The sequence below is a fragment of the Candidatus Campylobacter infans genome, from assembly GCF_013416015.1.
GTDB lineage: Bacteria > Campylobacterota > Campylobacteria > Campylobacterales > Campylobacteraceae > Campylobacter > Campylobacter infans.
Map to the genome: position 1 here is coordinate 788,162 of NZ_CP049075.1, position 26,983 is coordinate 815,144.

The window sequence follows — 26,983 nt, forward strand, 5'->3', positions numbered from 1 at the left end:
TTCCTTTTGTAGAAATTGTAAAACAAATATACAAAAAAAAACAAAATGTTAATGAAACAAAAAAAAATAAAATTTTGTGAAAATTTTTTTGGCTTAGTAAATTTAATTTAAAATTTTAAGCTATCATCGCGCCTTTTTTAGGGATAAACTATGAAAAAAATCTTAAAATCTTTCATTCAATACGCATCTTCAAGTATGTTAAGCTTGCTTTTTATGTCGTTATATTTTTTGGTTGATGATATTTTTGTGGGGCAAATTTTAGGCGTTAAAGCCTTGGCAGCTGCTGGGTTAATAATGCCTTTTATAATGATCGCATTTAGCCTAATCGACATAATAGCCATCGGCTCATCGGTGCAAATTTCGCTTCATTTGGGCAAAAAAGAAGTCCAAAAAGCAAGCGGGATTTTTTCTTTTTCTTTGCTTTTTATTTTGGGTTTTGGGATTTGCTTTTTCTTGCTGGCGATAGCTATTTTTGAGAGTTTATGTTTATATTTTATTAAAGATTATGAGCTAGCAAAATTATGCATTGAATACGCTAGGATTTATATTATTTTTTATCCTTTTGTGGCTTTATATTTTGCTGTGGATAATTATTTAAAAATTGCTAAAAAGCCCTTGTATGCGATGTTTTTAAATATAATAGTAGCTTTGATAAATTTAGGGCTTGATTATTTATTTTTGGTTGTTTTTGGGTTTGGGCTTTTTAGTGCGGCACTTGCTACTTGCATTGGTATGTGTGTTGGCGTTTTTATGGGTATTGCGCCGTTTTTCATTCAAAATTTAAATCTTAAAATCGGCAAAATTTTCATAAACTTAGCCTTGCTTAAAAATATCTTATTAAATGGCAGTTCAAGCTTTTTAATAATGATTTCTTCATCTATTTTTATGATAATCGCAAATGCCATTTTATTAGATATTGCTTCGCCAAATAGCGTTGCGATTTTGAGCGTTTTGGTGGGCTTGGAGTTTGTTTTTATGTCGCTAATTACTGGTATGGGAGCTGGCATAAGTCCGCTTTTAAGTTATCATTATGGTGCGAAAAATCGCCGAAGTTTTTTGGCTCTTGTTAAGCTTAGTTTTTTATGTTCGGCTTTTATTTGTTTGAGCGCGTTTGTAGCAGTAGAGTGCGCCCCAAAATCCATTATTTGGCTCTTTAATTCTAGTAATGAGTTTATCAAGCCAGCAAGCCATGCTTTAATGATTTTTGGCTTTGTGTTTTTGTGCGCTTGGTTTGTAGATGTCAGCGATAATATCTTTACAGCCATAGACAAACCGATTTTATCGCTAATTTTAGCCATAGCTAGTAATTGTTTAAGCATACCGCTGGTTTTTGTTTTGGTGCGATTTTTTGGGCAAGATGGCGTGTGGGCTACGATGTTTGTGGCAAAGTTTATTGCCAGCTTGGTTGCTTTAATCTTTTGGAAAAAAATTAAAATTAATAACATTTTTAAAAGCTAAGCGCAAAAAATTTTAAAAAATTTTAATTAAAACGCTTGCCAAAAAGCGCATTAATAAAGTTAAAATTTGTAAAAATCAAAAGCGAAGCAATAAAATTTAAGGCGCATTTAATTTTTAAATGCGCGCTTTATTTAAAATTTCAAACGCGCAAAAATCAAAAAAGCCTTAATTTAAGCGCGTTGAATGATGAAATACCGCCAAAGCCTTAATTTAGCGCATCTAATACCGCTTGATAATCTGGCTCGCTTGTAATCTCTGCTACTATTTGCTTATAGCTTATTTTACCTTGGGGATTGATTACAAAAATCGCCCTAGCACAAAGCCCTTGTAATGGCGTATTAGCAAGCAAAATGCCGTATTCTTTGGCAAATTTTGCTCCCCTAAAATCGCTACCTACTTTAAGATTTTCTATGCCCTCTGTGCTACAAAATCGCCCCATCGCAAAAGGCAAATCCATAGAAATCACAACAGCTTCTACATTATCTTTACTAGCGATTTTTTCATTAAATTTTCTAGCTTCGCTTGCGCAAACGCCAGTATCTAGGCTAGGGACGGCAATTAGTATTTGAAATTTATTGCTAGCATCGCCTACGCTAAATGTGCTAAGATCCTTAGCTACAAGCTCAACTTTTGGCGCGATATCGCCTACATTTACGCCTTTGCCTTCAAGTGTGGCCTCTGCGCCTTTAAATGTTACTGACATATTTTATCCTTTATGTGAAATTAGAGCGCGCATTTTAGCATTAAAAACACAAACAAATCGTTAAAAATCTCTAAACGCAATACCCAAATAAATATGAAATATACACAATACAATATTTAAGGGAGTAAAATAATAAGCAATTAGCACAAGATTATCCCCAACCTCAATAGGATCATTTGCTAAAAATGCCGCCTTTGCGCGCATATATTTATGCCACATATAAGCGTAATTTACGCAAATAAACGCACAAACCGCCCATTTTGTAGCAAGTATGGCCTTTTTCATAGGATCAGCTAGGCGCATATCATCTTGTAAAGACGCCAAAAAGCCAAAAACGGCCACAAGAACCAATAAAACAAACTGAATATAAAAAAAAATTTTTAAATCGCGCAAGATTAATTTATTATTTTCTTCATTTGCTAGCAAATACTTACAAAGCACCACCAATGCTATTTGCGCGGCTATTAAAAACGCCGCCCCACTAACAAGTAAAAATGGTAAAATTTGCTCATGTTTTAAAAAAGCCGCTTGATTCATCAATATTCTCTTTTTAGCTTAAAATTTTAATTTTAAAATTTATCCAAAAGCCCAATTTAGTGCGTTAAAGGCTATTTGTTATTAGCTTATTTGCTTCATGTAGCATTTGGTCTAATTTGCTAGCATCCTTGCCGCCAGCCGTGGCAAAATCAGCCCTGCCACCACCGCCACCGCCAATAATAGGTGCTAGTTTGGCCACTATTTCATTAGCTTTTAGCTCCACGCCCTTTATGCCTACTGCTAGGTTTATTTTATTATCATTTACCTTTGCTAGCACGGCTATTATTTTTTCATTTTGATTTTTAAGCTCATCAATTTTGGCTTTTATATCGCCATCAAACTCGCTTATTACAAGCTTTACGCCCTTATGCTCGCTTGCGTTTATGCTTTTAGCATTGCTTGCGTTTTTGGCTTCGTTTTTAGCTGCTTTTAGCTCAGCTTTTAGTTTTTTGACAGCATTTAATAAATCAGCATTTTTAAGCTCATTTACTAGCTCGTTTATTTGCGCTCTATAATGTAAGCCGTATTTTACGCCAGCACCAGCACAAACTGCTTCTATGCGCCTTATACCAGCACTTACGCCACTTTCACGCGTGATAAAAAAGCACCCTATTTCGCTTAAATTACTAACATGCGTCCCGCCACATAATTCTTTTGATGGCCCAAGACTTAGCACGCGCACTTTATCGCCGTATTTTTCGCCAAATAAAGCTATGGCGCCACTTTTTTTGGCTTCATCTATATTTAAAATTTCAGTCTTAGCCTCTGCACCCGCTTGGATTAGATCATTTACTAAATTTTCTATTTTTGTTAATTCATCGGCGCTTAATGCTTTTGGATGTGAAAAATCAAAGCGCAATTTATCAGCTTCTACGCTTGATCCAGCTTGTGCTATATGAGAGCCTAAAATTTCGCGCAAAGCATAATGGAGCAAGTGTGTTGCGCTATGGTGGCGTCTTATTTGTAAGCGCAAAGAGCTTACCTTGCATTTAACTATTTCGCCACTTTTTATGGCGTTTTTGGCTATGATTTTGCTTAAATTTAGCTCAAAATACTTTCTAGTATCTAGCACTTCATTGCCCTCTATTATGCCCTTATCGCCTATTTGTCCGCCTGAGTTTGCATAAAAAGGCGTTTTATCAAGCATTACAAAGCCTGTTTGATTGTCTTTTAACTCCCCTACTCTTTTGTAATTTTCATCTAAAAGAGCTAAAATTTTAGCCTCGCATTCAAGCCTGTCATAGCCTATAAATTCGTTCTTTCCAAACTCTTCTAAAAGCACCTTAAAATCGCCATCTTCTTTGACTTCATCGCCACTTCCCTTCCAGCTAGCCTTAGCGCGCATTTTTTGCTCTTGCATTAATTCATCAAAGCGCGCGCTATCAACGCTTAGCCCATTTTCTCTTAGCATATCAGCTGTTAAATCAAGCGGAAAGCCATAAGTATCATAAAGCTTAAAGGCTACATCACCGCTAAAAATATCTTTCGTGTTTTTTAGCTCAGCATTAAATAGCTCCAAGCCAGCTGTGATGGTAGATAAAAAGCGTTCTTCTTCTATTTTAATAAGCTCTTTTATGTATGCTTTTTTTTCGTTTAAGTATTCATAGTGATACCCCATAATCTCGCATAAAACATCTACTAATTTATACATAAACGGCTCTTTAATGCCTAGTAAATACCCGTGCCTAACAGCCCTGCGTAAAATCCGCCTTAGCACATATCCGCGCCCTTCTTTATCAAAATTTAAACCTTGTGCTAATAAAAAGCTAACAGAGCGAATATGATCGCTTATTACTCTATAACTTGCGCCTTTGTTATATTCATAAGGCTTATTACAAAGTTTTGCTACTTCGTTGATTAAAGGCATAAAAAGCTCTGTATCGTAATTAGAAAATTTGCCCTCCATTATGGCTATAACGCGCTCTAAGCCCATACCTGTATCAATGCTAGGTTTTGGCAGGGGTTTTAGCTCGCCGTTTTTATCTCTTTCATATTGCATAAAAACTAAATTCCAAATCTCCAAAAAGCGATCCCCATCGCAACCCATATAATCTTGCTCGCCATTAAAATGCTCGCTGCCTTGATCATAATATATCTCACTACAAGGCCCACAAGGCCCAGTTTCGCCCATTTGCCAAAAGTTATCTTTTTGGCCAAAACGATAAATGCGCTCTTTGCTTATATGCTCTTGCCATAATTCATAGGCTTCATCGTCTTTTTCATAAATGCTTACATAAAGCTTTTCTTTTGGCAGTTTAAGCACGCAGGTAATAAACTCCCACGCATAAGCGATCGCTTCTTTTTTGAAATACTCGCCAAAGCTAAAATTTCCTAACATTTCAAAAAATGTGTGGTGGCGCGCGGTGTAGCCGACATTGTCTAAGTCATTATGCTTGCCACCTGCTCTAATGCAAGTTTGGCAGCTTGTGCGAATTGGCGGATTTGGGCGCGGAACGGCGCCTGTGAAAATGCTTTTAAACGGCACCATACCAGCATTTGTAAAAAGCAAGCTTGCATCATCTGGGATTAGCGGTGCGCTTGGGATTATCTCATGCCCTTTGCTAGCGAAAAATTCTAAATACGCTTTTCTAACATCCATTTTTAGTCCTTGAAATTTTAAAAGGCGCAATTATAGCCAAAAAATTTTAAAGCGGTGAAATTTTAATTTTGCTTGTTTAAAATTTTAAATTAAGTAGCCAAAATTTTGCTACAATCAAAAAAACAAAAAGGATAAAAATGCCATCTCTAAATTGGATAGGAAAAGATGAAGTAATAAATCACAATCCACCTTTTCACATCTTAAATCAAAAATACACCTTTAATGCTGAAAATAGCGATAATATGATTATAAAAGGCGATAATTTACTAGCTTTAAAAGCTCTTTTGCCTCGTTTTGAGGGCAAAATTAAATGCATTTATATTGACCCACCATATAACACCGGAAATGAAAATTGGGTATATAATGATAATGTAAATAGCAAAGAGATTAAAAAATGGCTAGGCGAAGTAGTAGGTAAAGACGACCTTTCACGCCACGATAAATGGCTTTGTATGATGTTACCGCGCTTAAAACTACTTCACAGACTTTTAAGCGATGATGGCGTGATTTTTATCTCAATAGATGATAATGAAATGGCGAATTTAAAATTGCTTTGTGATGAAGTGTTTGGGGGGGGAACGCTGTTGCGTGTATTCCTAGATTAACATCAGCGCAGCGCCCAGCACAAGAAAATTTCATTTCATCAAAGCACGATTATCTTATAATTTATGCAAAAAATAAAAATACTTCTTATTTTAATAAAATCATAGAAAGAGACTTAACAAAAATAAGAATTGATAACATTGGTAAATATTTTGACGGCGACAGCAGTCCTATTCTTGCTTCATCAACGCAAGGTTATTCTGTTGGCGGAGATTATGACTTTGAATATAATGGTAAAATGTATAAACCAGTTGATAGTAAGGGTAATAGGCGCAGATGGCTTTGGACTATTGAGCGTATGAAAGCAGCTGCTAAACTTGGAATTCTAGTAGAAACAAAAACTACTTTAAGAGTTAAGAATTATATTGATAAAGAATTCCAAGTTGGCACAAATGTTATGGTTAATAAAAATGAAAATTTGATTGCTACATCATTTGATTTGATGAATTCTAATTTTACAAATGATAAAGGCACAGGCGAAATAGAAAAAATTGGAATTTCAAATTTTACTTTTCCAAAACCACAAAATTTAATAGAATTTTGTATAAAACTTGCAACCAATACAAATTCCATTATCCTAGATAGCTTTGCAGGCTCTGGCACCACCGCTCACGCGGTTTTAGAACTAAACAAAAAAGATGGTGGAAATCGCAAATTTATCCTAGTAGAAATGGAGGATTATGCTGAGAATATAACTGCTGAGCGTGTGCGTAGAGTAATAGATGGTTATGGCAAAGAGCCTAAAACAACTGCTTGCGGTGGTGATTTTAGCTTTTATGAACTTGGAGAGAGATTGCTGCTAGAAAATGGCAATATAAATGAAAATGTAGCCACAAACAAAATAAAAGAATACATTTATTTTAGCGAAACAAAAGAAAAATACGAACAAAACGATAGCGATTTTTTAGGTGAGTGCAATGGAGTGGCTTATTATTTTATTTATAAAAAAGATGAAATAACCACACTAGATTTTGAGTATTTAGCAAATATCAAAAAAGCTAGCGCTTATGTGATTTATGCTGATATATGCGTGCTTAGCAATGATACAATGATGAAATATAGCATAACTTTTAAAAAAATTCCAAGAGATATTAAAAAGGTGTAAAATGGAGTTAAAATCATATCAAAAAAAAGCTATAAATGATTTAAAAAGCTATTTAGAGTGCTTAGATAGCTTTGGCATAACAAATGGCTGGCGTAAATACTGGCAAAGCAAAGGCTTAGAAAATGTTAAATACAATGATAATATAAAAGGCGTGCCAAATATTTGCGCCAAAGTCCCAACAGGTGGGGGCAAGACTTTTATAGCGTGTGCTAGCATAAAGCCAATTAGCGATATCGTAGCAAGCTTAGATAAAACCTTTATAATATGGCTAGTGCCAAGCGAAGCAATACTTACTCAAACGCTAATAAACTTAAAAAATCCACATCACCCTTATAGAGAGCGTTTAAACGCTGATTTTGGTAGTGATGTAGAAATTTTTAGCTCAAATGATTTACTAACTAAATTAAATAAAATTAATTTAAAAAGCCTAAATATCGCCGTTTTAAGCTTTGCTAGTATAAGAATAAATAATAAAGAGATGCGTAAAATGTATCAACAAAATGGCCATTTGCTTGAATTTGATAGTTTTTTAGATGATAAAGAAAACCTAAAAGATGTAGAAAAATTAAGCGTAATAAATGTAATAAGAAATTTTAAGCCCATAGTAATAGTAGATGAAAGCCATAACGCAAAGAGTGATTTAAGCATTGAAATGCTTGAAAATTTAAATGCTAGTTTTATTTATGAACTTAGCGCAACGCCAAAAAATAGCTCAAATATAATACACTACACAAACGCCATAGAGTTAAAAAAAGAAAACATGGTAAAACTGCCTATATTTTTATGTAATTTTGCCAATGTAGCAAGCGTTATAGAAGAAGCAATAAACACACAAAACAGATTAGAAGCAATAGCAAAAAACGAAAATGCAAATTTACGGCCAATAGTGTTATTTCAAGCACACAGTGGAACAAATGAAGAAGCCAATACTTTTGAAAAATTGAAAAACAAATTAATAAATCTCGGCATTAATAAAGAGCAAATAGCCATAAAAACGGCTAAAATCAATGAATTAAACGGAATTGATTTATTAAATAAAGATTGTAACATACGATATATTATTACAATTAACGCTCTTAAAGAAGGCTGGGATTGCCCTTATGCTTATATTTTAGCCAGCATTGCAAATAAAAATTCCACCACAGATGTAGAGCAATTAATAGGTAGAGTATTACGCCAACCAAATTCTAAAAAATACACAAACCAAGAATTAAATGTAAGCTATGTGCTTACTTGCTCTAATGACTTTCACGCAACAGCTAAAAGTGTAATAGCTGGATTAAATGGCGCTGGATTTAGCAAAAATGATTATAGGCAAAAAGATTTTACAGAGCTAGATGAAATAATGCAAACACCAAAAGAATTGCCAAATAAAGATATTTTTGAATACACAAATGATAGCGATAAAAATAGTGAGTTTTTATCTGCTGATATTAATGTAGAAAATATCACAAAAAACACACAGCTAGATAGCCAAAAAAACGATATCCTTGAAAACGCTAGAAATATAGCTAATGAATACGATAACGAAGTAGAAAAAACTTCATCAAATTTTGATAATTTTGGAGATTTAAAAGTGAATACTAGTAAAATAAAATTTGAAGTGCCAAAACTACCGCAATTTATAAAAATATTGCCTAGTAATTCTATTTTATTTAAAGAAATAAAATATAAGGTGCTAGAAAAAGAGGATTTAGATAAGGATTTTAAGCTAGCAGATAAAGATACGCAAATAAATTTTGAGCTAACACAAAATGATATTTTTGAAATAGATTTAAGCGAGGACGATAATTTACCAAAATACAAAAAAATAAAACCAGGGCAAAACGAATATTTTAAACAATATTTAAAAACCACAAACGATGAAACTAAAATTCGCCAAAGCATAGAGTTAATTTTTGGTAAGATAAGAAAAGATAATGCTTTAAGTGAAAATGATTTAAAAGACTATATAAAGCGCATAGTAAATAATCTAAGCGATGAAAACAAAGCAAAATTACTAGATGAAATAGACGCTTACACAATAAAAATAAAAAATAAAATCAACGAACTAAAAAGTGAGTATAGAGAAAAAATATTTTATGATTTACTAAATAAAGGCAATATCAAAATAGAACAAACTTTTAGTTTTCAGCCAGTGTTACAAGCTCATAAATTAAGCTCTTTGCGCCCTAAATCTTTATATGAAGAAGAAATGGATGATTTAAACTCACTAGAAAACAAAGTGCTAGATGAAATTATACGGCTAGATAATATAAAATGGTGGCATAGAAATACCAAATTTTGTATAAATGCTTTTATTAATCATTACCCAGACTTTATTATTTGCACAAAAAATGAAAATATCATCATGGTAGAAACAAAAGGAGATGATAGAACAAATTATGATAGCCAAATAAAGCTCAAATTAGGCTCTAAATGGGCTGATAAAGCTGGGGATAAGTATTTTTATTTTATGGTATTTGAACATAGCAAGATTGATGGCTCTTTGCTAGTAGATGAATTTATTAATACTCTAAAAGAGTTATAAATAATATTTGAAAATTTTAAAAATAATTAAATAAAATCTATAAAATATTTAGATGATTTTATAGATTTTATTAAAAATTATTTAGTAGTTTTTAATCATAATTTTTTATTTTTATCTGCAAATTTTAAATTTTATTTTTTAAAATTTACATTTTTTTATTTATAAATTTTAAAGCTTATTTTTTCAAATTTATCACTAAATTTTTAGCTTTTTTTGCTAAAAAATTTTTGGATTTTGGCTTGAAGTTTTAGCCATTGATTTAGCTCTAAAATAGGATGTGAGCCGGCGTATTTTTTGCCACCAGGTAAATCTTTGCTGACCCCACCGCGCGCAGCAATTTGTGCAAAATCGCCGATTTTTAAATGCCCTGTGGTGCCACTTTGTCCGCCCATTACGACATTGCGCCCAAGCTTTGTGCTTCCAGCAAGCCCAACTTGTGAAACCAAAACACTGCCAAAGCCCAGCTCGCAATTATGCGCGATTTGGACTAAATTATCCACCTTAGAAAAATCGCCAATGATAGTATCATCAAAAACGCCACGATCAATAGTCGTGCAAGCGCCGATTTCTACATGCTTGCCTAGCACCACGCGCCCGTTATGATAAATTTTATAATGCTTGCCATTTTTATCGCTAGCAAAGCCAAAACCATCAGAGCCAATCACGCAATTAGCATTTAAAATACAACAATCATCTATTAAACAATCATTATAAATCACCACATTTGGATGCAAAATACAATCACGCCCAATCCGAACATTATCGCCTATATAAACGCCAGGCATTATCACCGTGTTATCGTCTATAAAAACATTTGAGCCGATATGAACATTTGGCATTATTTTAGCACTTGGCGAGATTTGGGCTGGGTGCGTTTCATAAAAAAGTGGCTTGGCAAAATACTGCGATAATATCGCAAAATCTAAATGCGGGTTTTGCGTGATTATAGCGTGGTTTTTAACCCTTTTGGCATCATTTTCGCGCACCAAAATCGCACTAGCCTCGCAAGTGTCTAAAAATTTTACATTTTTATCGTTATCACAATATGAAAGCTCGCCGTGCGTGGCATTTTGTAAGGAATTCATAGCAGTAATTTGCAAGTCGTTTTCAATAAGCGGTTTTTTTAATCCTAGTGTTTCATAAATTTTAGATAATTTCATAATTACTCCATCAAAAAATATTGGTTTAAAATTTTAAATAAATTAAGATTTTGTTAGTTTTTAAATATTTTAAGTTTAAAATTTTAAAATTTAGCAACTTTTGCCAGCCCAAAAGTTACTAAAATTTTAAAATTTAGCGCGTTATTCGCACTCCATCATCGCTGAGCCTGAGCGAACTATTTGGATTGGATTGTATTTTTTCATAACCTTAATAAAATTATCAATATGCGCGCTAGAATCGCAAGCCATTATGATTATATTATGCTCATCAGCGTGCGTTATAGTGCCGTTTGCGCTTTTTAAAATCGCATCAAGGCCTGCAAAATTTTCATTTAAACTAACCTTAACTAGCACCATTTCGCGCTCTACAAAAATGCCATTATCAATTACTTTATAAGTAGAAATTAATTTGTGGAGTTGTTTAATAATTTGCTCTATTGTGTGTTCATCTCCGCTTGTAACTATTGTAATGCGTGAAAACTCGCTATTTGGCACGGGAGCTACTGTGAGGCTGTCTATATTATACCCGCGACCTGAAAAAAGCCCGCTAATGCGACTAAGCACGCCGTGTTCGTTTAAAACTACTACACTCAAAACTCTTCTCATCGCCTACTCCAAAATCATATTATATATAGCACCGCCAGCTGGCACCATCGGCAATACATTTTCAAATCTATCGATTTTAACCTCAATAATACTGCTTTTATCGCTACTTAGTGCGGTTTTAATAGCAGCACTAAACTCACTTTTAGTTTTCACACTTAATCCTAAAATCCCAAAACCTTGCGCTAAAAGCGTAAAATCTGGCTGAATGCTAAGATCAGTGCTAGAAAAACGCTCTTCATAAAAAATGCTTTGCCACTGCCTTACCATACCTAAAAAGTTATTATTTAGCACGATATTTATCACGCGTTTATTAGTAGCACTTAGCGTCATTAGCTCTTGGATATTCATTAAAATACCGCCATCACCGCTAATTGCTACTACGGGGCGTGATTTATCATCTACTGCCCACGCAGCACCCATAGCAGCTGGCAAGCCAAAGCCCATAGTCCCTAGCCCGCCACTAGTTAAGAGCTGGCGGGGATAATTAAATGGGTAAAATTGCGCCACCCACATTTGATGTTGGCCTACATCTGTGGCGATTATGGCATCTTTTGGCAAAATGCGCCCTAGCTCTTCAATTACCCATTGTGGCTTTAATGGCTCGTTTTGCTGGCTATCTTTATAGCACATAGGATGAAGTTTGTTGTAAATTTTAATTTGCTCGTGCCATGGGCGCAAATTTTCTTGCGCCCAGCTTATTTTTTCATTTATTTGCTCTAAAACGCTTTTTAAATCGCCCACGATAGGATAGTCGGCGTTGATGATTTTACCGATACTTGATGGGTCGATATCTATGTGAATTATCTTAGCTGATTTTGCAAATTCGCTTACATTGCCAGTTACTCTATCATCAAAGCGTGCGCCAAAAGCTATGATTAAATCAGCCTCGCTTATGGCCATATTTGCTGCGTAACTGCCATGCATGCCTACCATGCCAAGATTACAAGGATCGTTTTTTTCTAATACGCCAAGTGCCATTAAGGTCAGCACGGCTGGGATATTTGTTTTTTTAATAAACTCACGCACCAAATCCGCACTATTTGAGCTAATGGCGCCACCGCCTATATAAGCAATTGGCCTAGTTGCGTTCATTATAGCTTCACAAGCTTTTTTGATTTGGTTTTGATGGCCTTTTAGCGTTGGTTTGTATGTTTGCATGTAGGTGTTTTGCGGGTAGATAAACTCGCCCATTGTAGCGGTTATATCTTTTGGGATATCCACATGAACAGGTCCTGGTCTGCCACTAGATGCTATATAAAAAGCCTCTTTTAAAATTTTTGGTAATTCTGTGATATTTTTAACCAAAAAATTATGCTTAGTGCAAGGGCGTGAAATCCCTACAGCGTCAATTTCTTGAAAGGCATCGGTGCCAACTAATGGCAAGCTTACTTGCCCGCTGATAAGCACAAGCGGGACGCTATCACAATAAGCAGTGGCTAAGCCAGTAACGGCATTTGTAAAGCCTGGCCCGCTTGTAACAAAAGCCACGCCGACCTTGCCACTAGCGCGCGCGTAGCCATCTGCTGCATGCACCGCGCCTTGCTCGTGGCGCGCTAAAACATGGGTAAAATATTTTTGTTTATAAGTTTCATCGTAGATATTTAAAGCAGCGCCACCTGGATAGCCAAAAACAACATCCACGCCTTGGGCTTTTAATGCCTCGCTAATCATTTGCGAGCCGTTTAATTGATCCATTTTCTAACCTTTTTGTAAGCAAAAAATAAGCGCCGATTATATCTTTTTAATGTGAAATTTTGCTTAATTTATGAGCATTTGGGCTTAGTTATGATTTTAAAATTTTAAAAATCAAGCGCGAAATTTAAGCAAATTTCGCTAAGCTTATAAAATTTTTTAAAAAAGGCTTAAAATGAATTATGAAAATCTAAAAAGCTTGCTTTTTAAACTAGACCCAGAATGTGCTCACAATCTAGCTAGCGTGGGTATGAAAATAGCCAAAAATACGCCATTTTTAAATGATTATATTAAAAAAAGTTTTTGCTATGAAAATGAAATTTTAAGTCAAAATTTGCTGGGTTTAAAATTTGCAAATCCGCTAGGAATTGGCGGCGGGTTTGATAAAAATGCGGATTTGATTAAGCCTCTTAGCCTTTTTGGTTTTGGTTTTTTAGAATACGGCACTTTTACGCCAAAGGCGCAATTTGGCAACGAAAAGCCAAGATTGTGGCGCTTGATAGATGAAAAAAGCTTACAAAATGCCATGGGTTTTAATAACAAGGGCGCAAATGCCATTTTAAAACAGGTAAAAAATGCTTATCCTTACTCTGTGCCAGTTTTTGCAAATATCGGTAAAAACAAGCTTACGCCTAATGATGATGCTTTAAAAGATTATGAAATTTTAGCTCAAAATTTTAGTGAGTTTTGCGATGGTTTTGTGATAAATATTAGCTCGCCAAACACGCCAAATTTGCGCGATTTACAAAGCGAAAGCTTCATTAGCGAGCTTTTTAGCGCATTAAGGGCTAAAAGCTCTCGCCCGCTACTTCTAAAAATCGCGCCAGATATGAGCCCAAGCACTGCTGTGAGGCTTTGTGATTGCGCTATCAATAACGGCGCAAAAGCCCTAATAATCAACAACACAAGCATAGACTACTCCCTAAGCCAAAACGCTAAGAGCCGTGGCGGTTTGAGCGGGGAATTAATTAAAGAAAAAAGCCGTGCGCTTTTTAGCGCGGTAGCAAGAGAGCTTTATTCTAAGGCGCTTTTGATTAGCTGTGGTGGCATTAGCGATGCAAAAGACGCATTATGGCGCATAAAACAAGGCGCAAGCTTGCTTGAAATTTTTACCGCTTTCATCTACCAAGGCCCAAGCCTTTGTAAAAATATCAATGAAAACTTAGCGCAAATGCTAAAAGATGAAGGATTTTCAAATATAAGCCAGGCTATCGGGGCAGATATTGCTTAAAATTTTAATCCAACCAAAAACCTAGCGCATTTAAATTTAATTTAATAAAAATTTAAAATCTACCATTAAATCCGCCAAATTTTAATCTTTTAATATTTGGCGAGATTAAAATTTTAATCTTAAAATAAATGCGGATTGCTTTAAAATTTTAATTTTAAAACAAATATAAGTACTTTGAAATTTTAATTTTTAGATGATTTAGCGCGCAAATTTTAATTTTTTTCTTAAATTTATTTAAATATTATTTAACATTTGCGCTAAAAATCTAGTAATTTTTAATCTTTTTTTCTTAATAAATCTATTAAGGCTGCGCGCACATCTTTGCCCTCTAAAATCGCTGCCACTTCGCGCACTATGGGCGTGTAAATGTCCTCCCTCCCAGCGATTTGGCGCACCGCAAAGGCTGTGGGTATGCCCTCTACGACTTCTTTTAGCTCGCTTATAATCTCATCTTTGCCCTTGCCCTTTGCCAGCAAAAGCCCTGCGCGAAAGTTGCGCGAAAGCGTGCTTGAAGCGGTTAAAAATAAATCCCCCGCCCCGCTTAAACCCAAAAAAGTCTCTTCTTTTGCGCCAAATTTCGCCCCAAAGCGGTGCATTTCGATAAGCCCGCGTGCGATTAAACTCGCCCTTGCGTTGTTGCCAAGCCCTAGCCCCTCGCAAATGCCGCTTGCGATGGCAAGGACATTTTTATACGCCCCGCAAATCTCCGCCCCACGCACATCATCTCCCGCATAAGCCTTGATGAAATCTGGAAAAAAGCCCACAAACTCTTCACAAAGTGCGCGCTCAAAGCCACTCACGCACAAGGCACAAGGCAAGCCCTGCATCACCTCAGCCGCAAAGCTAGGACCACTTAAAACGCAAAAATTGCGCTTATCCACAAAGTCCAAAAAAATCTCATCTAAAAAGCGGCAACTCGCCGTGTCAATGCCCTTTGAAGCAAGTAGGATTTTTTGCCCCTTGTTTTTAAAATGCTCTTTTAGCCACGCGCTAATGCCTTGTGCTGAGAGCGCAAAAACCAAATACTCGCATTCTAGCGCCTCGTCAATGCTTACAAAATTTGGCAAATCTTTTGTGTGCGGCGAAGTGATGAGACAAGTTTGCTTTTGCGAAAAGGCAAAGTGCAAACCCTGCCCCCATTTTCCCGCTCCGATAACTGCTATGCTCATAGTTTTACTGCTTTTGTGTGAATTTTTTATAATTTATGTTTTTTCTTGAAAAAAATTGAGTTTTTATCATTTTTGTCCTTAGAAAAGATTTTTTTGTTTAAAATTTATTTTTAAATCATCAATTTTTCTATAAAAGGCATCAAAATTTTTATCTAATTCTTGTTTTCTTGCGATAGAAATTTTAATAAACTCGCTTTCTTTTTCAAAACCTATGAATTTTCGTTTTAGGATATTAGCGGCTATGCCCGTGCTAGAACTCCCGCTAAATGGATCGCAAATAATGGAGTTTTCATTACTAGCCATTAAAAGTAGGCGCACAAGAAGTTTTAATGGTTTTTGTGTAGGGTGCTTGCCACAAAGTTTTTCCCAAGGGGCAATGGCAGGAAATGTCCATATATCGCGCATTTGTTTATTATTATTTAATGCTTTTAAAATTTCATAATTAAAAATGTGTTTATGTTTTTGGCTTTTGCGCGCCCAAATTATTTGCTCAGTCGAATGCGTAAGATAGCGACAACTAAAATTAGGCGGTGGATTAGTTTTTTGCCAAGTAATAATATTTAAAATTTTAAAATCAAGCTTTTGGAGCATTGTGCCTAATGAAAAAATATTATGATAAGTCCCGCTTATTAAAATACTGCCTGTATTTTTTAGAGCTAATTTTGCATTATTTAGCCAGTTAAAATTAAAAGCATCAATATCATCAACGCTTTTATCCCATAAGCCTTTATTAACGCTAACGATTTTACCACTTTGTATGCTTAGCCCGTCATTTGATAAAAAATATGGCGGATCAGCAAAAATTAAATCAAAACAATCCTTAAAATGTGGCAAAAGCGTATTACAATCGTCTTGATAAAGACTAAAAAGCGCATCGTTGCTTATAAAATCAGGCGTCATTTTTTACTTTCAAAATAAAATTTTCTATATTGCTTAAATTATAAATTTCAATACTCTTATAAGCTTGCTCTAATTTATTTTTTGCTTTCAGCCAGCCTTTACCATCGGTTATCCAAATAAACTCGGCTCCACTACATTTGTCAAATCTCAAAGCAAGTTCTTCATAAGATCTAGCTGTTTCATTTAGCTTAGAGCCACCACTTGTATAAAAATTGCATTCTAAAAAATAAGTTTTTTTAGAGGTAAAAATAACAAAATCAAATTTTTTTATATCAGTTCCAAAAGTTTGTTTTAAGTCTGTAAAATCATTTATGCTTACTTGTTCTTTATAATTTAGCTTGGCTTGTTGAAAAATATTCGCAAGCGTTCTTTCCATAGCTTTGCCGCTGCGATTTTTTCTAGCATTGCTATCAAGCCCTACTTCCACACCAAAAACAAAATCATTTAAATCTTTAATTTTTCTATCTGCAAAAATTTCAACCAAACCGCTTTGGCAAATAAAATCATAAATTTTATTAGAATTTGTAAAATAAGATTTTAATTCGCATTCCTTGCCAAGCTCGTTAAATACGATATCTTTTACATCACGCGTGGCTATAAGAATATTTAAACATTCAAAAGCTTTTGGGTAGCTTTTAAAAAGCTTATTGATATTTTCTTTTAACTCGCTTTTATCTTTGCCAAGCAAAAAATTAAGATGGTTTAAGCTTATGCTGATTTCATCTTTATTTTTTAAGCATTTATCCCAAGCAACATAAAATTTTAAATCCCTATTGCTTGTTTTTAAGCTCTTTAAAAACTCATTAAAACAAATTTTATTTTTCATTAGCCAAGTTTTGCTTTCAAAATTTCATTAACCTTTGTGGGGTTAAATGCGCCCTTGCCCTCTTTCATCACCTGCCCCACAAAAAAGCCAAAGAGTTTGTCCTTGCCCGCTTTAAACTCAGCCACCTTGTCCGCATTTGCCGCCAAAACCGCCTCGGCGATCGCGACAATCGCCCCATCATCACTTACTTGTTTAAGCCCAAGTTTTTCTATAATCTCATCTACGCTTGCGCTTTGGTTAGTTATTAATTCATCAAGCACCTTTTTAGCGGCATTTGCGCTAATTGTGCCATCTTCAATTCGCCCTAAAAGCTCTATCATTTTTGTGCTATTTACGGGGCTATTTTCTATGGTTACGCCGTTTTTAAGCCTGCCAAGAAGTTCTACACAAAGCCAAGTAACGCATAATTTTGGCGAAATTTTAGCGTTTATTAAATCCTCAAAATAGCGCGCCATTTCATAAGTGCTAATAATCACGCCAGCATCATAAGGCTTTAAGCCTAGCTCGTTTATATAGCGCGTTTTTTTCTCGTCTGGCAATTCTGGCAATTTACTAGCTTCATTCATCAAATCATCAGGCACGACAATAGGCAATAAATCAGGATCTGGAAAATATCGATATTCAGCTGCTTCTTCTTTACTTCGCATAGGTTTTGTGATTAGTTTTGTGGTGTCAAAAAGGCGTGTTTCTTGGACTACTTCACGCTCATAATTGCCATCTTCCCAAGCAGCGATTTGCCTGCTTGCTTCGTATTCAATGGCCTTTTGGATAAAGCGAAATGAGTTGAGATTTTTTATCTCCACGCGCGTATAAAGCTTGTTCTCGCCCTTTGGCCGAATGCTTACATTCACATCGCACCTAAAACTGCCCTCTTGCATATTCGCATCACTGATATTTAAAAAGCGCAAAATGCTGTGAAGTTTTTTAATATAAGCCACTGCTTCATCGCTATTTCGCATATCTGGTTCGCTGACGATTTCAAGCAGCGGTGTGCCTGAGCGGTTTAAATCCACTAAGCTATGCCCTGCTTCGTGCGTGTTTTTACCGGCATCTTCTTCAAGGTGCGCACGCGTAATGCCTATGCGTTTTTCATCATTTTCTATATTTATTATTAACTCGCCATTTTCTACTATTGGCACGCTCCATTGCGATATTTGATAAGCCTTTGGTAAATCTGGATAAAAATAATTTTTTCTATCAAATGCTGATTTTTTATTAATTTTAGCATTTATGGCTAGGCCAAAACTAATCGCCTTTTTAAGCGCTTGTTTATTTAAAACAGGCAAGGCACCAGGCAAAGCAAGACAAACAGGGCAAGTGTGAGTATTTGCCTTGGCTCCAAAACTAGTAGAACAAGCGCAAAATATCTTAGTTTTTGTATTTAATTGGCAATGAACTTCAAGTCCTATGATGGTTTCAAACATTTTCACCCCTTTAAGCTAAAAAATGCGCGCATTCTAGCTAAAATACTTTAATTTAGGCTTTTTTAAGGCTTGGAGTTGGTGAAATTTTAAATTAGATTAAAATTTAAGGCTAAATTTTATTTTAAATTCTTAGTCAATTTAAAATTTAAAGTAAATTTTAACCTTAAATAAAAATTTAAAAGCTAAAAATATAAGTGCTTTTTGATAGTGATTATAAGCTCCCCCCCTGCTTTATCATTTACAATAATACTATCATTTAAAATTTGCGCCGCATTTGTGGTATTAAAAAGCAAATCAATTATGCCAAGATATTCAATGAAATTTTTATTTTGCTGAGTGTATGATGGGTGGAGCATTTTAAAATATTCTATATTTATATTAGCGTTTTTAAATAAATCTTTTGCTGGCTCTAAATACACCTTTGAACCCTCAGGTGATAGATATTCATCTGCTTTTAAAGCCTTACAAATTTCAAGCAAAAGATTTTCTCTTTTAACAGCTGGCAAGCTCAAAGATGAAGCCTTGATTAAAGGTGTTTTAAGTTTTAAAAGCCCAGCAAACTGCTCTATCAAAAAGATATTAAGCTCGCTTAAATTTTCAAAATGAAAAAGCCCAAATTCCAAAATGCTATAAATTTCTTTAAAATTCACACTCTTGCCATAAGCGTGGCGTAGGGTTTTTAAAAGGGTGTTTTTCCACGCTTGTTCATTATTTAGATGCATATCTTTGATGAGTGTTTGTTGGGGTGCTTTTTGCAAATGCAAGCTTAGCCACTGTTCTTTACCTGCGAGTTTGATTTTGTTTCTATTTTGCCAACTGCGCCTTTCAAATTGCACGGTGTCAAGAAACACAAAGCTATCTACAAGCTCAATCATCTTAAAATACCCTATCCAAGGGCAAAATGTCGGCTGCATAATGGCGATTTTCATCGAATACGCCCATAAATCACTATATCAGCATCATTTACAAGGCGTTCATCAGCACCCATCACATTTGTGCTTTCATAGCTTAAAACCTTAAAATCATAAAGCCCCAAAAACTCTTGCAAATAGCCCACAAGCTCATACTCTTGATAAAGCGTGTTGATACAGTTAAGCTCGCCTGTGCTTTCATCACAGTCAAGCAAAAAGCTATTGTGCGCTATTTTTTTACCAAGCCCATAGCGGTAGTCTTTTATGCCACGCGTTCGCAAGAAAAAGAGTGCATTTTCCTTATAAGCCTTAAATTCTTTCGCGCTTTTTAAAAGGGCTAAAAAGTCCTCTCGCCTTAGGTAATTAACCACATTTGGCACTAAAAAAACATCAGCTTGCACACCTTTGTGGGCTTTGGCAAAGTCCAAAATGTTTTCCTCAAAAAAGCTAAATTTTTGTGCCTTTAAAATTTCTTTAAAATTAAACAAAGCATTTTGAATGTTTAGCTGGCTTAAATCCACGCCCAAACACTCCCAGCCATAGCTTGCAAAAAGGCTTAAATTATTGCCATTTGAGCAAGCGTATTCTAAAACCTTGCCGCATTTTTCGCCCAAATGCTCCTTGAAAAAAAATTTTATCACGGCGTTGTCGGGGAATTTAAGTCCCTTTAAATCTTTATACATTTTTACTCCTTTATTTTATCTTGCCATAAACGATAATATCGCTATCTTTGATGAAAACATTAGCCTTTGAGTTTAAATTTTCGCTTTCTAGCACTTCAAAATCAAACAAATTTAGCTCATCTTGTAAAAGCCTCACCAGCTCAAACTGCCCATAGCACGCACAAAAAAGCCCTTTTTCTCCGCTAAATTCATCATTTTCTAAAATAAAACTGTGATTACCCACCATCTTACCCTTGCCATAGCGATAATCCTTCACACTTCTTGCCCGCACAAAAAAGTGTGAAAATTCACCATTTTCGTAACGGTATAAGCGGTTTTTGCGTAAATTTGACAGCATTTGCCTGCAATCATCTTTGCTTATATAATTTATCACATTTGGCACGAGCAAAACACTAGATTCAATGCCTTTGTGCTGGGCTGCAAACGCTCTCATATCGGCTTGAAAAAATTTAAAATTTTCATATCCAAAAACCTTGTCAAAGTTAAATTTGGCATTTTGCACATTTTCTTCATCAAGCTCGGCGCCTATGCACTCATAGTCATAACCAGCAAAAAGGCTTAAATTATTGCCATTATGCGAACCAAGTTCAAGCACTTTTTTGTGCGCTAACTCACTTAAATTTGACTTAAAAAACCAACGCACAAGCTCTATATCTGGGTATTTAAAGCCTTTAATGGATTTTAAAATTTGATTTGGTTTAATATTTTCATCTAACATAAAAAAACCTTTTATTAAAATATAAGTTTAATTAAAATTTCATTTTAAAATACAGAATTAATCAGGTGGCATATAGCCTTTTTTGCTTGCTTGTTTGCGTCTTTGCTCCATTTTATAAGCATCATTTAGGCTATCTTCGCTGTCGTATTTAGTGCCAGCTAGAAATTTTTCATAATCTTCAAATTGCCTAGTTTTTATGCCCCAAATCAGCGCGCCAAGAGCGATAAAAGCTAGCAAAATAGAAACCCCAAGCATTAGAGCAATTATTGCATTCATTTTTGTCCTTTGATTTTTAAAGAGTTTAGCACCACTATTATAGAGCTAGCAGACATCGAAATAGCCGCAAATAGCGGGATTATATAGCCTAGCATTGCTAGCGGGATTGTAAGGGCGTTATAAACCAAACTAAATGCTAAATTTTGCTTAATTGTACGATATGTGCGCGCACTTAAACGCAAAGCAAAAAGTAGCGCGCTCAGCTCATCGCGCAGTAGCACAACATCGCTATTTTCTACGCTAATGCTAGCCCCGCTACCCATACAAATGCCCACATGCGCGCTTTTAAGCGCTGCTATATCATTTATGCCATCGCCCACCATCAAAACAGGCGTTTGCTTTTGTAGTTCTTTGATTTTTTGTGCCTTATCCAAAGGATTAAGCTCGCCATAAAACTCAGCTATTCCAAGCTCCAAGCTAACATTTTTAGCCACTTCTTTTTTATCCCCGCTTAGCATAATGATTTTATAACCCATTTTTTTAAGCTCACAAAGCACGCTTTTTGCATCAGCTCTTAGGTTATCGCTTAGGCTAAAATGCGCTACTAAATCTCCATTTATGGCAAAATAATATTGGCTTGTCAAATTATTTATTTGATTAAAATTATTCAAATTTACGGCGTTTTCTTTCATAAATAAAGCAGAGCCACCTAAGAGTTCTTGGTTTTGAAATTTTGCCTTAATGCCTTGTCCTGCGATATTTTCAACGCTTTTTAGCTCTAAGAGTTTTTCATTTTTAAAATACTCGCATAAAGCTAGGCTAATAGGATGAGTGGAGTTTGAAGCTAGCGAGTAAAGCAAGCTTTTATCAAAAGGTTTAAGCTGAGTGAAATTTTCAACGCTAAGTTTAGCAAGGCTTAGGGTGCCGGTTTTATCAAAGGCGATTATTTTACATTTTGCGAGGCGTTCGATGATATTTGCTTGCCTAAAAATTATGCCCTTTTTTAAAGCTGTGGCAAGGCCGATTAAATTGGCTACTGGCGTAGCAAGGCTTAAAGCGCACGGACACGCGATAATTAGCACACTAACAGCTATCATAATAGCCTTATTTAAACTCGCCCCATTAAAAAGCCAAAGGCTAAAAGTAATAAAACAAAGCAACAAAACAATAAAAGAAAAGCGCGAAGCGATGGTATTTGCAAGCACTTGAATGCGTGGCTTTTTAAAACTAGCATCTTCAAGCAAGCAAATCAAGCGATTTAGCAATGAATGCTCATAATCTTTGCTAGCTTTATAAATCACGCTCCCATCGATACAAAGCGCGCCTGAGCTAATAAAATCATTTTGCCTAAGCAAAACCGGCACGCTTTCTCCATTTATACTTGAATTATCCACGCTTGCTTGCCCGCTACTTACTACGCCATCAATCCCTGCGCGCTCGCCAGCTCTTAGCATAATCTCATCATCTTGCTTAATCTCGCGCACATTTGTTAGCACAAATTTTAAATTTTTATCACTTCTTGCATAAACTTCATTAACCAATAAAGAACTAAGCCCATCTAAGCTATCAATTGCGCGCTTTTTGCTGATGGTTTCAAAAAATTTACCCACATAAACAAAGGTAATAATCATTGCCACAGAATCAAAATAAACCTCACCTTGTTTAATTAGCATTGCATAAACCGAATAAAAATAAGCAAGGCTAGCACCAACTGCCACGCTTAAATCCATACTAACGGATTTTTGTTTAAGGCTTTTATAAGCTGAGCTAAAAAAGGCTGAGCCTGTATAAAAAAGCACCGGACTAGCCAAAACAAACTCACCAAAATGTAAAATATCTTTAATTTTTGCGCTCATACCGCTAAAATATCCGCCATATAAAGCCACCGCAACCCACATTATATTCATAGAACAAACAATGCCTACAAGCATTTTTATATACGCGCTTCGGCGGTTTTGCTCGGCGCGATCGCTAGCTTTTGATGGATCATAGGGCAAAGGGTTGTAGCCAATTGCGATTATTTTATTTAAAATTTCAAAAAGACTAATTTGCGAATTATCCCAAACTATCCTAGCTTTATTTGTAGCAGCGTTAATATCAGCTTCAAGCACGCCATCGCTTGTGCTAAGGGCTTTTTCATTTAGCCACACACAAGCACTACAATGAATGCCCTCAATCACTAAATATATCGTGCAAATATCGTTATTTTGTTTTACGAAATTATTAAAAATAGCCTTGGAGCTTTGGGTGCTGATTTGCTCGAATTTTGCTTTGATGTGAGAATCTTTGCCAAGCCTGGTGTAAAACTCATCTAAATTATTTGAGCGCAAAAAAGCATAAACATTCTTACAACCACTACAACAAAACGCGCGGTTTTCATCATCTAAGAGTTTTGCGCTATCATTAAACTCGCCCTTACAATGCTCGCAAATAAAACTCATCTCACACCTTTTGCAAAATAGGCGCAATTATAGCAAAATTTTAATTTTTGTAGTTTTTTAATGACTGCGGTTTGGCAATTTTAAAAATTGCCAAATTTTAATTTTAAGATCTTGCTACGCCACTTTGTCTTGCTGCTTGTGCTACTGCGTTTGAAATTTGCGTTAAAAGGCGCGGATCAAAAGGGCTAGGTATGATGTATTCGCGCCCAAAACCTACTTGGCGGTGATGGATTAGCTCTAATTCGCGCTTGATATTTTCAGGGATTTGCTCTCTTGCTAGTTTTGCTAGCTCGCTAGCAGCTGCTAGTTTCATTTGCTCGTTTATGGCAGTAGCTTGTGCTATTAGCGCGCCTTTAAAAATATAAGGAAAACCAAGCACATTATTTATTTGGTTTGGTAAATCACTGCGTCCTGTGGCGATTATAGCATCGCTTCTGGTGCTTTTGATTAAATCCGGGGCAATCTCAGGGTTTGGGTTACTCATCACAAAAATTAGCGGATCTTTTGCCATGCCAGCTATATCATCAGGGCTTAATATATCAGCGCGTGAAAGCCCAAAAACCACATCAGCACCATTTAGCGCGTCTTTATAGCAAGTAATAAAGCGACCTTGCGCTTTTAAGGCATTAAGATCTACGGCAAACTCGCGCTTATATTCATTTAAATCGTCCCTATCGCTACTAAGCACACCCTTACTATCAAACATTACTATATCGCTAATGCCAAGGCTTCTAGCCATTTTCGCACAAGAAATTGCCGCCCCGCCAGCACCCAAAACTACTAATTTTAAAGATGAAATTTCTTTATTTGCTAGTTTTGCGCCGTTTATTAGCCCAGCCGTACAAATTATGGCAGTGCCGTGCTGATCGTCATGCATTATGGGAATGTTTAGTTGTTTTTTTAGCTCGTTTTCTATGTAAAAGCATTCAGGCGCTTTAATATCTTCAAGATTTATCCCGCCAAAAGTAGGCGCTAATGCGCGCACGATATCAACGATTTTTTGCGGATCGCTCTCGTCTAATTCTATATCAAAAGCATCAATGCCAGCAAAGCGTTTAAATAGCACGCTTTTGCCCTCCATCACAGGCTTGCTTGCTAGCGCGCCCAAATTACCCAGACCAAGCACTGCTGTGCCATTTGAAATAACTGCTACTAAATTAGCTTTATTTGTATATTTATAAGCATCTAAGGGATTTTTGTCTATTTCTAAGCAAGGCTCGGCCACGCCCGGTGAATAAGCCAGACTTAAATCATCTTCGCTAGCTACGCTTGTTTTTATATTTATCTCAGTTTTTCCGCCTATGTGATAGTTTAAGGCCGCAACTTTTAGCTCTTCTTTTGTCATTTTTTATCCTTTTTTAAATATGTGGGCGTATTTTAAGACTATAAACATTAAATTATTCTTTTAATTTTAATTTTTAAGTAAAATTTAAGTTAAAAAGAGCTTTTTTTGCGTAATTTTGTGGCAAAAATTAAAATTTTAATCCAAATCAGCAGTAAATTTTAAAATTTATTTTAATATTAGTTTAGAATAATCAAGCATTTAAAGCAAAATTTCAAAGCGCGCAAAATTAAAGCGCGCTTAATAAAATTATTTGATTGGCACCTCAAAGCTAATTTGCACCTTAGGTGAGGTTTGTTTGGCGTGTAGGCCTGAGACTATTTTATCAGTGCGGAATGAATCATAAGCTTCTTTTACGCCAAAATCTGTTTCAAGGTCGATTACGCCCGTTGCTACTAATTTGTCGCCTTTGATTTTATCACCTTGTATTTCATAATTCATAAGCACATCTTTGCTTTGCTCATTTAGGGTTATGCTCGCTTTTATCGTGCCTTTGCTATCATCGCCATCAACTGATTTTATTTTTGCTTGCACCGAGGTAGCTAGAAATTTTGAAAATAATTTATCGCGCATATTTTTATCGCGTAAGGGATTTTTGTAAGTATCCACGCTTAAAAGATCCACGCTACTTGTAGCGCCTGTTAAAATTTCGCTAATGCTGCCTTGTGTTTTTAAAAAATTAAACTTAACATTTGTAAAGGTCATTGGCACTGCTATTTGTGTTTTGGTTTTGTAGCCTGTGGCAATAACTTTTGTGGCGTTTTCGTCTATGATAGCCGCATTTGCAAAAGTGCTTAAAAAAGCACTAATTACTAATAATTTAGAAGTTTTTTTCATGATTTATCCTTATTTGAAATTTTAAATTCGCGGATTTTATTATAATTTGCTTTAACAACGCTTAATTTATGTGATTTTTTCACATTATTTTAAAATTTATGATTAATTTTAGCCAGCCATTCGCTTAGGGTTTTTTCAAAAGCTATTTGCTTGCTATGATAAAAAGATAAATTTTTTAATTCTTTTGGCAAATAATCTTGCTCTACCCAACCACCAAAATCATGTGGATAAAGGTAATTTTTTATTTGCGTATCGTGGTTTATTAAATACGGCGGGATTTTGTCATTTGGGTTTTGGTTTGTAAATTTTAAAGCTTGCTTAATGGCTAGATATGAAGCGTTAGATTTTGGCGAACTGCTTAGATAAATTAGGCATTGGGCTAAAATTATGCTAGCTTCTGGCATACCGATTTTGCTTACTGCTTGCATTGTGCTAACTGCTAAATTTAGCGCATTTGGGTTGGCATTGCTTATATCTTCGCTAGCAAAAATCACAAAACGCCTAGCCACAAAAGCCGCGTCCTCTCCCGCATTTAATAACCTAGCCAAATAATAAAGCCCAGCATCAATATCGCTACCACGCATTGATTTAATTAAGGCTGAAATCAGCTCATAATGGCAATCTTTGCTATTTACGCCCTCGCCTTGATAGCTTTGACGCAATGTTTTTAGCGTGTTTAAGCTAATGTGCTTATTTAAAATTAAAGCATAATCTAGCAAATTTAAAAGCGACCTAGCATCGCCAGAGCTTGAATTGATTAAATAATCTTGCGCGTCATCATCAATGCTAAAATCAAGCTTGGATTTAATTTTGTTTATTAAAATTTCTAAATCTTGCGCGCTTAAATGCTTAAACTCAAAAACCATCACGCGCGATCTTATGCCACTAGTTACGCTAAATTTTGGATTTTGCGTGCTTGCGCCCATTAGCACGCATTCGCCATTTTCTATTGGCACTAAAAGCGCGTCTTGCTGGGTTTTATTTAAGCGGTGAAACTCATCTATGAAAATTAAAGGCGTAAAAAGTCCGCTGTTTGAGAGAATTTTGCGAATTTCATCTAGTTTTAGATTGCTTGCATCAAAGCTGTAAAACTCATAATTTTTTTGCGTGGCAATTAGCTTTGCTAGCGTGGTTTTGCCACATCCTGGCGGGCCAAAAAACAAGCTGTGTGGGATTTTATCAGCCTTGATAAAGGCTTTAAAAGCGTTTATGATTTCTTTTTGCCCTACAATTTCGTCTAAGCTTTTAGGGGCAAAGGTGCGCGCTAAATCCATATTTATCCTTAAAATTTC

At 35.5% G+C, this 26,983-nt stretch carries 23 protein-coding genes; 5 read left to right on the forward strand and 18 right to left on the reverse strand.

Going from position 1 to position 26,983, the window contains the following annotated elements; all coding sequences use genetic code 11:
- The first annotated feature begins 150 nt into the window (after positions 1-150).
- Positions 151-1,458, forward strand: a complete 1,308-nt coding sequence (locus CINF_RS04070) for an MATE family efflux transporter (protein WP_179975838.1) — start codon at positions 151-153, stop codon at positions 1,456-1,458.
- Positions 1,459-1,663: 205 nt separating this feature from the next.
- On the opposite strand, the gene tpx is transcribed toward CINF_RS04070, so the two are convergent.
- The 3 genes from tpx to alaS all read right to left on the reverse strand — a co-directional run bounded on the left by tpx (position 1,664) and on the right by alaS (position 5,297).
- Positions 1,664-2,161, reverse strand: coding sequence for a thiol peroxidase (tpx, locus tag CINF_RS04075; RefSeq protein ID WP_179975839.1), 498 nt, complete (start codon positions 2,159-2,161; stop codon positions 1,664-1,666).
- Between the two features lie 60 nt (positions 2,162-2,221).
- A complete protein-coding gene (locus CINF_RS04080) occupies positions 2,222-2,698 on the reverse strand; it encodes a hypothetical protein (protein WP_179975840.1) in 477 nt (158 codons plus the stop codon).
- A 64-nt stretch (positions 2,699-2,762) separates the two neighbouring features.
- Positions 2,763-5,297, reverse strand: a complete 2,535-nt coding sequence (alaS, locus tag CINF_RS04085; RefSeq protein WP_179975841.1) for an alanine--tRNA ligase — start codon at positions 5,295-5,297, stop codon at positions 2,763-2,765.
- Positions 5,298-5,434: 137 nt separating this feature from the next.
- On the opposite strand from alaS, the gene CINF_RS09070 reads away from it, so the two are divergent.
- The 3 genes from CINF_RS09070 to CINF_RS04100 are packed head-to-tail and all read left to right on the forward strand — an operon-like array spanning position 5,435 to position 9,535.
- Complete coding sequence (locus tag CINF_RS09070; RefSeq protein WP_179975842.1) at positions 5,435-5,902, forward strand: DNA methyltransferase; 468 nt, start codon at positions 5,435-5,437, stop codon at positions 5,900-5,902.
- A 32-nt stretch (positions 5,903-5,934) separates the two neighbouring features.
- Positions 5,935-7,005, forward strand: a complete 1,071-nt coding sequence (locus tag CINF_RS09075; RefSeq protein WP_275690520.1) for a DNA methyltransferase — start codon at positions 5,935-5,937, stop codon at positions 7,003-7,005.
- Position 7,006: 1 nt separating this feature from the next.
- Entirely contained in the window at positions 7,007-9,535 is a 2,529-nt protein-coding gene (locus tag CINF_RS04100) for a DEAD/DEAH box helicase (protein ID WP_179975843.1), read from the forward strand.
- Between the two features lie 203 nt (positions 9,536-9,738).
- On the opposite strand, the gene lpxD is transcribed toward CINF_RS04100, so the two are convergent.
- From lpxD to CINF_RS04115, 3 genes are all read right to left on the reverse strand, one after another.
- Positions 9,739-10,695, reverse strand: a complete 957-nt coding sequence (gene lpxD, locus CINF_RS04105; protein WP_179975844.1) for a UDP-3-O-(3-hydroxymyristoyl)glucosamine N-acyltransferase — start codon at positions 10,693-10,695, stop codon at positions 9,739-9,741.
- Positions 10,696-10,836: 141 nt separating this feature from the next.
- Positions 10,837-11,301 (reverse strand): acetolactate synthase small subunit, encoded by a 465-nt coding sequence (ilvN, locus tag CINF_RS04110; protein WP_178696471.1) that lies wholly within the window; start codon positions 11,299-11,301, stop codon positions 10,837-10,839.
- A 3-nt stretch (positions 11,302-11,304) separates the two neighbouring features.
- Positions 11,305-12,996, reverse strand: a complete 1,692-nt coding sequence (locus tag CINF_RS04115) for an acetolactate synthase large subunit (RefSeq protein WP_178696472.1) — start codon at positions 12,994-12,996, stop codon at positions 11,305-11,307.
- 172 nt (positions 12,997-13,168) lie between these two features.
- Here CINF_RS04115 and CINF_RS04120 point away from each other — a divergent pair, with 172 nt between their 5' ends.
- Positions 13,169-14,224: a quinone-dependent dihydroorotate dehydrogenase gene (locus CINF_RS04120; protein WP_179975845.1), complete on the forward strand. Its 1,056-nt coding sequence runs from the start codon at positions 13,169-13,171 to the stop codon at positions 14,222-14,224.
- A gap of 275 nt (positions 14,225-14,499) precedes the next feature.
- Here the strand turns inward: CINF_RS04120 and CINF_RS04125 are convergent, their stop codons facing one another.
- From CINF_RS04125 to CINF_RS04180, 12 genes are all read right to left on the reverse strand, one after another.
- On the reverse strand, positions 14,500-15,393 hold the full coding sequence (locus CINF_RS04125) for an NAD(P)H-dependent glycerol-3-phosphate dehydrogenase (RefSeq protein WP_179975846.1): 894 nt from the start codon (positions 15,391-15,393) through the stop codon (positions 14,500-14,502).
- Between the two features lie 78 nt (positions 15,394-15,471).
- Positions 15,472-16,293, reverse strand: a complete 822-nt coding sequence (locus tag CINF_RS04130) for a DNA-methyltransferase (RefSeq protein ID WP_179975847.1) — start codon at positions 16,291-16,293, stop codon at positions 15,472-15,474.
- Positions 16,283-17,119, reverse strand: coding sequence for a type II restriction endonuclease (locus CINF_RS04135; RefSeq protein WP_179975848.1), 837 nt, complete (start codon positions 17,117-17,119; stop codon positions 16,283-16,285). Before CINF_RS04135 ends, CINF_RS04130 begins: the two co-directional genes overlap by 11 nt.
- Positions 17,119-18,543 (reverse strand): Asp-tRNA(Asn)/Glu-tRNA(Gln) amidotransferase subunit GatB, encoded by a 1,425-nt coding sequence (gatB, locus tag CINF_RS04140; RefSeq protein WP_179975849.1) that lies wholly within the window; start codon positions 18,541-18,543, stop codon positions 17,119-17,121. Before gatB ends, CINF_RS04135 begins: the two co-directional genes overlap by 1 nt.
- 182 nt (positions 18,544-18,725) lie before the next feature.
- Positions 18,726-19,472 (reverse strand): WbqC family protein, encoded by a 747-nt coding sequence (locus tag CINF_RS04145; RefSeq protein ID WP_179975850.1) that lies wholly within the window; start codon positions 19,470-19,472, stop codon positions 18,726-18,728.
- Complete coding sequence (locus CINF_RS04150; RefSeq protein WP_179975851.1) at positions 19,469-20,137, reverse strand: class I SAM-dependent methyltransferase; 669 nt, start codon at positions 20,135-20,137, stop codon at positions 19,469-19,471. The genes CINF_RS04145 and CINF_RS04150 overlap by 4 nt, the downstream gene beginning before the upstream one ends.
- Before the next feature lie 10 nt (positions 20,138-20,147).
- Positions 20,148-20,855, reverse strand: a complete 708-nt coding sequence (locus tag CINF_RS04155) for a class I SAM-dependent methyltransferase (RefSeq protein WP_240156163.1) — start codon at positions 20,853-20,855, stop codon at positions 20,148-20,150.
- Between the two features lie 57 nt (positions 20,856-20,912).
- Positions 20,913-21,131: a cbb3-type cytochrome oxidase assembly protein CcoS gene (gene ccoS / locus CINF_RS04160; protein WP_178696480.1), complete on the reverse strand. Its 219-nt coding sequence runs from the start codon at positions 21,129-21,131 to the stop codon at positions 20,913-20,915.
- A complete protein-coding gene (locus tag CINF_RS04165) occupies positions 21,128-23,512 on the reverse strand; it encodes a heavy metal translocating P-type ATPase (RefSeq protein WP_179975852.1) in 2,385 nt (794 codons plus the stop codon). Before CINF_RS04165 ends, ccoS begins: the two co-directional genes overlap by 4 nt.
- Before the next feature lie 103 nt (positions 23,513-23,615).
- Entirely contained in the window at positions 23,616-24,857 is a 1,242-nt protein-coding gene (locus CINF_RS04170) for a malic enzyme-like NAD(P)-binding protein (RefSeq protein ID WP_179975853.1), read from the reverse strand.
- A 246-nt stretch (positions 24,858-25,103) separates the two neighbouring features.
- Positions 25,104-25,691, reverse strand: coding sequence for a YceI family protein (locus CINF_RS04175; RefSeq protein ID WP_178696483.1), 588 nt, complete (start codon positions 25,689-25,691; stop codon positions 25,104-25,106).
- Positions 25,692-25,780: 89 nt separating this feature from the next.
- Positions 25,781-26,965, reverse strand: a complete 1,185-nt coding sequence (locus CINF_RS04180) for a replication-associated recombination protein A (RefSeq protein WP_179975854.1) — start codon at positions 26,963-26,965, stop codon at positions 25,781-25,783.
- Positions 26,966-26,983 lie beyond the last annotated feature (18 nt).

Excerpts from the sequence above, each read along its gene's own strand:
- CINF_RS04070 (WP_179975838.1), top strand. The coding sequence starts at position 151 with ATGAAAAAAATCTTAAAATCTTTCATTCAATACGCATCTTCAAGTATG.
- tpx (WP_179975839.1), bottom strand. The coding sequence starts at position 2,161 with ATGTCAGTAACATTTAAAGGCGCAGAGGCCACACTTGAAGGCAAAGGC.
- CINF_RS04080 (WP_179975840.1), bottom strand. The coding sequence starts at position 2,698 with ATGAATCAAGCGGCTTTTTTAAAACATGAGCAAATTTTACCATTTTTA.
- alaS (WP_179975841.1), bottom strand. The coding sequence starts at position 5,297 with ATGGATGTTAGAAAAGCGTATTTAGAATTTTTCGCTAGCAAAGGGCAT.
- CINF_RS09070 (WP_179975842.1), top strand. The coding sequence starts at position 5,435 with ATGCCATCTCTAAATTGGATAGGAAAAGATGAAGTAATAAATCACAAT.
- CINF_RS04100 (WP_179975843.1), top strand. The coding sequence starts at position 7,007 with ATGGAGTTAAAATCATATCAAAAAAAAGCTATAAATGATTTAAAAAGC.
- lpxD (WP_179975844.1), bottom strand. The coding sequence starts at position 10,695 with ATGAAATTATCTAAAATTTATGAAACACTAGGATTAAAAAAACCGCTT.
- ilvN (WP_178696471.1), bottom strand. The coding sequence starts at position 11,301 with ATGAGAAGAGTTTTGAGTGTAGTAGTTTTAAACGAACACGGCGTGCTT.
- CINF_RS04115 (WP_178696472.1), bottom strand. The coding sequence starts at position 12,996 with ATGGATCAATTAAACGGCTCGCAAATGATTAGCGAGGCATTAAAAGCC.
- CINF_RS04120 (WP_179975845.1), top strand. The coding sequence starts at position 13,169 with ATGAATTATGAAAATCTAAAAAGCTTGCTTTTTAAACTAGACCCAGAA.
- CINF_RS04125 (WP_179975846.1), bottom strand. The coding sequence starts at position 15,393 with ATGAGCATAGCAGTTATCGGAGCGGGAAAATGGGGGCAGGGTTTGCAC.
- CINF_RS04130 (WP_179975847.1), bottom strand. The coding sequence starts at position 16,293 with ATGACGCCTGATTTTATAAGCAACGATGCGCTTTTTAGTCTTTATCAA.
- CINF_RS04135 (WP_179975848.1), bottom strand. The coding sequence starts at position 17,119 with ATGAAAAATAAAATTTGTTTTAATGAGTTTTTAAAGAGCTTAAAAACA.
- gatB (WP_179975849.1), bottom strand. The coding sequence starts at position 18,543 with ATGTTTGAAACCATCATAGGACTTGAAGTTCATTGCCAATTAAATACA.
- CINF_RS04145 (WP_179975850.1), bottom strand. The coding sequence starts at position 19,472 with ATGAAAATCGCCATTATGCAGCCGACATTTTGCCCTTGGATAGGGTAT.
- CINF_RS04150 (WP_179975851.1), bottom strand. The coding sequence starts at position 20,137 with ATGTATAAAGATTTAAAGGGACTTAAATTCCCCGACAACGCCGTGATA.
- CINF_RS04155 (WP_240156163.1), bottom strand. The coding sequence starts at position 20,855 with ATGTTAGATGAAAATATTAAACCAAATCAAATTTTAAAATCCATTAAA.
- ccoS (WP_178696480.1), bottom strand. The coding sequence starts at position 21,131 with ATGAATGCAATAATTGCTCTAATGCTTGGGGTTTCTATTTTGCTAGCT.
- CINF_RS04165 (WP_179975852.1), bottom strand. The coding sequence starts at position 23,512 with ATGAGTTTTATTTGCGAGCATTGTAAGGGCGAGTTTAATGATAGCGCA.
- CINF_RS04170 (WP_179975853.1), bottom strand. The coding sequence starts at position 24,857 with ATGACAAAAGAAGAGCTAAAAGTTGCGGCCTTAAACTATCACATAGGC.
- CINF_RS04175 (WP_178696483.1), bottom strand. The coding sequence starts at position 25,691 with ATGAAAAAAACTTCTAAATTATTAGTAATTAGTGCTTTTTTAAGCACT.
- CINF_RS04180 (WP_179975854.1), bottom strand. The coding sequence starts at position 26,965 with ATGGATTTAGCGCGCACCTTTGCCCCTAAAAGCTTAGACGAAATTGTA.